Below are 5,459 nucleotides of genomic sequence, written 5' to 3'. Positions count from 1 at the left end.
CGCGGCACTTGACCAGCGTGACGCTCCTTCCCATCTATCCGGTTATCTCCAGAACTGTGCCTAGAGTTTGAGAAGGATGACGCCGGCGGCGACGGTCGCGGCGGCGATGACGGCGCGCCATCCGAGACCTTCCTTGAGGATGAAGCCCGAAATCAGGGCGCCGAAGACGACGCTGGTTTCCCGCAGCGCGGCAACGGGACCGAGGGGCGTGACGGACATCGCCCAGATGACGATCCAGTAGGCGGCGGTGGAGGCGGCGCCCCCGACGGCGCCATAGGCCCAGGCGCGTTGCGGGCGGAGGAGCGCGGGCCCGCGCCGCCAGAGCGCGATCAGGACGATCGAGACGCCGTCGAGCACAAAGAGCCAGACCACATAATCGCGCGGCGTGAGGGCGACGCGGCCGCCGAGACCGTCATTCAGCGTATAGCCCGCGATGAAGAACGACGTGCCGAGCGCGTAGAAGATCGCGTAGGGATTGGTGGGCGTCTGTGTACCGTTCTTCGAGCGCCAGGCGAGGCTGACCACGCCCGCCAGAATGAGGACGATGCCGATGGTGGCCGTCATCGGCAGTTTTTCGCGCAGAAAAAGAAAACCGACCAGGGTGACGATGGCCGGCGCGAGGCCGCGCGCCAGGGGATAGACCTGGCCGAAATCGCCATGCTGATAGGCTTTGACGAGGAAGATCTTGTAGCCGGTGTGAAGCGCCAGCGAGAGGAAGATGATCTTCCAGACCTCCCAGCTCGGCACGGACGTAAGGGGCAGGAGCGGCAGCATCATCAGGCTGCCGCTGCCGGCGACGAAAGCCATCATCGACAGCCGGTCGGCATTCGATTTGAGGAGGGCGTTCCAGACGGCATGCAGCAGCGCGGCGAGGAGGACGAGGAGCGTGATGGACAGGGACAGGATGGTCTCCCGCGGGGGACGTGTCGAATTTGCGACGGAGAGTAGCCGCGCGGGCCGGGGAACCCTAGAGGGCTTTTGCGAGAAAGGGCTTGCGCGAATGGGAGACGGGGCGCTCCCGCCAGGTCATTGCGAGGAGCGACAGCGACGAAGCAACCCAGATTCAGAAAGTGTGGCTCTGGGTTGCTTCGCTACGCTCGCAATGACGCTATTGTGCAACTTGACGGGAATTTTGGGCAGGAGGCAGAGAATGAGCCGGATTTTCGGGGCGGTGCGCCAGAACGGATATGTGGTGCGGGACATCCGCGCGGCGATGAACCACTGGATCGAGGTGCTGGGCGTCGGCCCTTGGTTCTATATCGAGCGGGTGAAGACGGACTGGTTCCGGCATCGCGGCGTGGACTCGAATGTCGAGATGAGCATCGCGCTGGCGAATTCCGGCGATCTCCAGATCGAGCTCATCCAACAGCGGAACGATGCGCCCTCCATGTACAAGGAATTTCTCGATTCCGGCCGGGAGGGGCTCCAGCATCTCGCCTATTGGACGACGGCGTATCAGGGCCTCTACGACCGCGCGCTGGCGCTCGGCTACAAGGTCGGCCATGAGGGCCAGATCGGGGGCGAACAGGGCCGCTTCGCCTATTTCGATACCGGCGTTCATCCCGGCACCGTGGTCGAGATTTCCGACATCAGCGGCAACAAGGGGCGGTTCTTCGAGCATGTCCGCCGGGCCGCGATGGATTGGGACGGCAGCGAGCCGATCCGCGAGGTGAAGTGACGGCCGCTCCCGACGGCCCGTTCAATCGTCCGACTTCACCATCACATAAGACCCCGGCGCGTCTTCGAGCACCGGGAGCTTGCCGTCGCCGGGTTTGCGGGCGGGGACCATCGGGCCGGCGGTGTGCTTGACCCATTCTTCCCAATGCGGCCACCAGGAGCCCGGATGTTCCGTCGCGCCGGCGAGCCAGTCGTCGGGCGTCGCGGGGCGCTCGTCATTGGTCCAGTACTGGTATTTCTTGGCCGAGGGCGGATTGATGACGCCGGCGATGTGGCCGGAGCCGGCGATGATGAACTTCACCGGACCGCCGAAAAGCCGCGTCGCCTTGTAAACCGAATTATAGGGCGCGATGTGGTCTTCGCGGCTCGACTGGAGATAGACCGGCACCTCGACCTTCGAGAGATTGAGCTTGATGCCGCCGAACTCCATCTTGCCTTCGGCGAGATGGTTCCGCAGATAGCATTCGCGCAGATAGAAGAGGTGCATCTTCGACGGCATGCGCGTCGCGTCGGCGTTCCAGTAGAGAAGGTCGAAGGGAACGGGCTCACGGCCGAGCAGGTAGTTGTTGACCACGTAGGACCAGATCAGCTCGTTCGAGCGCAGCATGTTGAAGGTCGTCGCCATGGTCGAGCCTTCGAGCACACCGCCATGCGCTTCCATCTGCTCCTCGAGTTCGGCGATCTGCTCTTCGTCGATGAAGACCTGAAGATCGCCGGCCTCGGTGAAGTCGACCTGCGTCGCGAAGAAGGTGGCGGACTTGATGCGGTCATCGCCCTTCGCCGCCATATGGGCGAGGCTCGACGCGAGCAGCGTGCCGCCGATGCAATAGCCGATGGCGTTGACTTCCTTTTCGCCGGTCGCTTTTTCGACGGCGTCGAGGGCGGCATAGACGCCTTCGAACATGTAGTCCTCGAAGGTTTTCATCGCGAGGTGCGCATCGGGATTGACCCAGCTCACCACGAAAACGGTGAAGCCCTGCGCCACGGCCCATTTGACGAAGGATTTTTCGGGCGTGAGATCGAGGATGTAATATTTGTTGATCCAGGGCGGGAAGATCAGCAGCGGCCGCTTGTGGACCTTTTCCGTCGTTGGCTCGTATTGCAGAAGCTGGATCAGCGCATTCTGGAAGACGACCTTGCCGGGCGTCAGCGCGATGTTCTCGCCGAGCCGGAACGCCTTCATGTCGGTCTGCTGGATCTGCAACTTGCCGTGGCCGCGCTCCACGTCTTCGAGGAGGTGCTGCATGCCGAGCACCAGGTTTTCGCCATTGCTCGCGAGCGTGGTGCGCAGCGCTTCCGGGTTGGTCAGCAGGAAGTTCGACGGCGAAAAGGCGTTGGCGAACTGGCGGACGTAGAAATCCGCTTTCATGCGCGTGTGTTTGTCGATGCCTTCGGTATTGTGGACCTGTTGCGTCAGCCACTGACTGGCGAGCAGATAGGACTGCTTCATCAGGTCGAAGACGACGTTCTCTTCCCATTCAGGCGCCTTGAAGCGCTTGTCGGATCGGGCGGGCTCGACGACGGGCTTGGCTTCCTCGCCCATCAGGCGGCGGGTCGCCGACTGCATCAGGTCGATATAGCCGTTCCAGAGCTGGAGCTGCGCCTCGACGAGTTTGGCCGGGCTGCGGACATAGTTGGTCGCGACGTCGAGCATGGTCTTGGCGACGCGGCGAAGATCGAGCACCGTCGATTCGGCCGCATTGCGATCTTCGCCCGCGGCCATCAGCCGGGCAGCCTTTTGCCCGAGCGTCGCCGCCTGGATCAGGTTCAGTGCCAGCGCGCCGATATCGGGCACGGGGAAAGGCGTCTTGAGCGGCGCGTCGGGCTTCGTCTCCGCTTTTGGCGGAATCTCGGGTTGGGGCCCCTTGGCGGATTTGCTCTTCGTCTTCTTCGCGGTCTTTTGTGTCATGGGGCGAGTTTCGCGCAGCGACGCGACAATTCCTTGAAAGGGGTTCGAATAGTCGCGGCACTTTGGCGCTTCCCGTCATGGAAGACCTCGAACCGCGACAAACGGTTTTTTGTTCCGGCCTTATACTATACGCTGGCGCTCGCCCGCCTAGTGCCTGCTTGGCTCGCGATCGAGCGGCCGACAAGAATACGGCGGCGGGGCGCTTGGGGTTGGGGAACCGGAAAGCGGTCAAGGAGCGAGAATGATGTCCAGGTTTGGAGGGATTGACGGAATGCGCATGCGCGTGGGGACGAACCTGATGGCGAAGATCGGCGCCGTGGCACTGGTGGCCGGCGGATTGGCCGGCTGCTCCATGATGCCGGACTGGTCCAAGCCCGATCCCGTCTACGGCGAGGCCAAGCCCGCTGAAACGCCGGCCGGGACGAGCGGCTTTCCGGAACTTGCCGATGTGCCGGGGCAGAAGCCCGACGCGACGTCATCGGCCCAGCAGAAGGAAATCGCCAGCGGTCTTGCCGCCGACCGGGCGGCCGCCAAGCATACGGACGAGGTTCTGCGCGGCGGCACCGAACCGCCCGCGCCGCCGCCCCAGGTGAGCACGCCCTCGCCCGTGAAGCCGCTGAAGGACGCGCCCGACGGCTCCGATGCCGGGACGACCGGCAAGCAGTCGTCGAACGACGCGCCGGCTCTCCTGCCCATGCCGGGCCGGGGCGGCCACGCCTCGCTGGCGGCGGTCAAGAGGATCCAGACGGCGGAGGCCGACACCTCGCAGGCGGCTCCGGTCGCGGACGCGCCGGCCGAGGCCAAGCCCGACCCGAATGCCGAACAGCCGGTCAAGGCCTCGCCGACCACGCCGGTCGAGGTCAAGCCGGCGGTCGGGGGCGGTTCCAGCCTCTGATCGGCCGATTTATCCCCGGCTTCGGGGAATCCGCCATAATCCCGCCTTGGGCCACGGGCCTGATGGCGGGTGCCAATTCGCAAGGGAATCCGCCGCCGGGACGGGCCATTTGACATGGCCCCACGGGGGCTTTGGCGTTATAAGACGCGCGGGACCGGCTCATCGAAGGGCAGGTTCGAGCGTCGTATCAGGACATGGCCATGAGCGAAGAGTTTCACCGCATAAAGCGTTTGCCCCCCTACGTTTTCGAGAGCGTCAACAAGCTCAAGGCCAAGGCGCGCGCCGAGGGCAAGGACATCATCGATTTCGGCATGGGCAATCCCGACATGCCGACACCGCCGCACATCGTCGAAAAGCTGATCGAGGCCGTCCGCGACCCGAAGACCCATCGCTATTCCTCGTCGCGCGGCATTCCGGGCCTGCGCAAGGCCCAGGCCGCCTATTACGAGCGCCGCTTCGGCGTGAAGCTCAATCCGGACACGGAAGTCATCGCGACGCTCGGTTCGAAGGAAGGCCTCGCCAATCTCGCCCAGGCGATCACCGCGCCGGGCGACGTCATCCTGTGCCCCAATCCGAGCTATCCGATCCACGCCTTCGGTTTCATCATTTCGGGCGCGGTCATCCGCTCCGTTCCGTTCGAGAGCCCGGAGGGCTTCTTCGACATGCTGGAACGCGGCGTGCGTCATAGCGTGCCGAAACCGACGGCGCTCGTCGTCTCCTATCCGTCGAACCCGACGGCCCAGGTCGCCGATCTCGATTTCTACCGTGAGGTCGTCGCCTTCGCTGCCAAGCACGACATCTACATCATCTCCGATCTCGCCTATTCGGAAATCTATTTCGACGGCAATCCGCCGCCCTCGATCCTGCAGGTTCCGGGCGCCAAGGACCGCGCCGTCGAGTTCACCTCGCTGTCGAAGACCTATTCGATGCCGGGCTGGCGCATGGGCTTTGCGGTCGGCAACGACCGGCTCATCAACG

5 protein-coding genes are annotated in these 5,459 nt (G+C 64.0%); 3 read left to right on the top strand and 2 right to left on the bottom strand.

Annotation, left to right across the window (positions count from 1 at the left end; genetic code table 11):
- Positions 1-60 precede the first annotated feature (60 nt).
- Positions 61-891: a DMT family transporter gene (locus VMR03_RS16025; protein WP_325406976.1), complete on the bottom strand. Its 831-nt coding sequence runs from the start codon at positions 889-891 to the stop codon at positions 61-63.
- Between the two features lie 259 nt (positions 892-1,150).
- Between VMR03_RS16025 and VMR03_RS16020 the strand changes: the two genes are divergently transcribed.
- Complete coding sequence (locus tag VMR03_RS16020) at positions 1,151-1,678, top strand: VOC family protein (protein WP_325406974.1); 528 nt, start codon at positions 1,151-1,153, stop codon at positions 1,676-1,678.
- A 21-nt stretch (positions 1,679-1,699) separates the two neighbouring features.
- Here VMR03_RS16020 and phaC read toward each other — a convergent pair whose 3' ends face one another.
- Positions 1,700-3,586, bottom strand: a complete 1,887-nt coding sequence (phaC, locus tag VMR03_RS16015) for a class I poly(R)-hydroxyalkanoic acid synthase (protein WP_325406972.1) — start codon at positions 3,584-3,586, stop codon at positions 1,700-1,702.
- 271 nt (positions 3,587-3,857) lie between these two features.
- Here phaC and VMR03_RS16010 point away from each other — a divergent pair, with 271 nt between their 5' ends.
- Both VMR03_RS16010 and VMR03_RS16005 read left to right on the top strand, forming a co-directional pair.
- A complete protein-coding gene (locus tag VMR03_RS16010; RefSeq protein WP_325406971.1) occupies positions 3,858-4,481 on the top strand; it encodes a hypothetical protein in 624 nt (207 codons plus the stop codon).
- A gap of 200 nt (positions 4,482-4,681) precedes the next feature.
- Positions 4,682-5,459, top strand: a 778-nt coding sequence (locus VMR03_RS16005; protein WP_325406969.1) for an aminotransferase class I/II-fold pyridoxal phosphate-dependent enzyme, incomplete at its 3' end; no start/stop codon positions are given.

The organism is Parvibaculum sp. (genome assembly GCF_035511255.1).
Classification (GTDB): Bacteria; Pseudomonadota; Alphaproteobacteria; order Parvibaculales; family Parvibaculaceae; genus Parvibaculum.
This window is presented reverse-complemented; position numbering and strand designations above follow the sequence as displayed.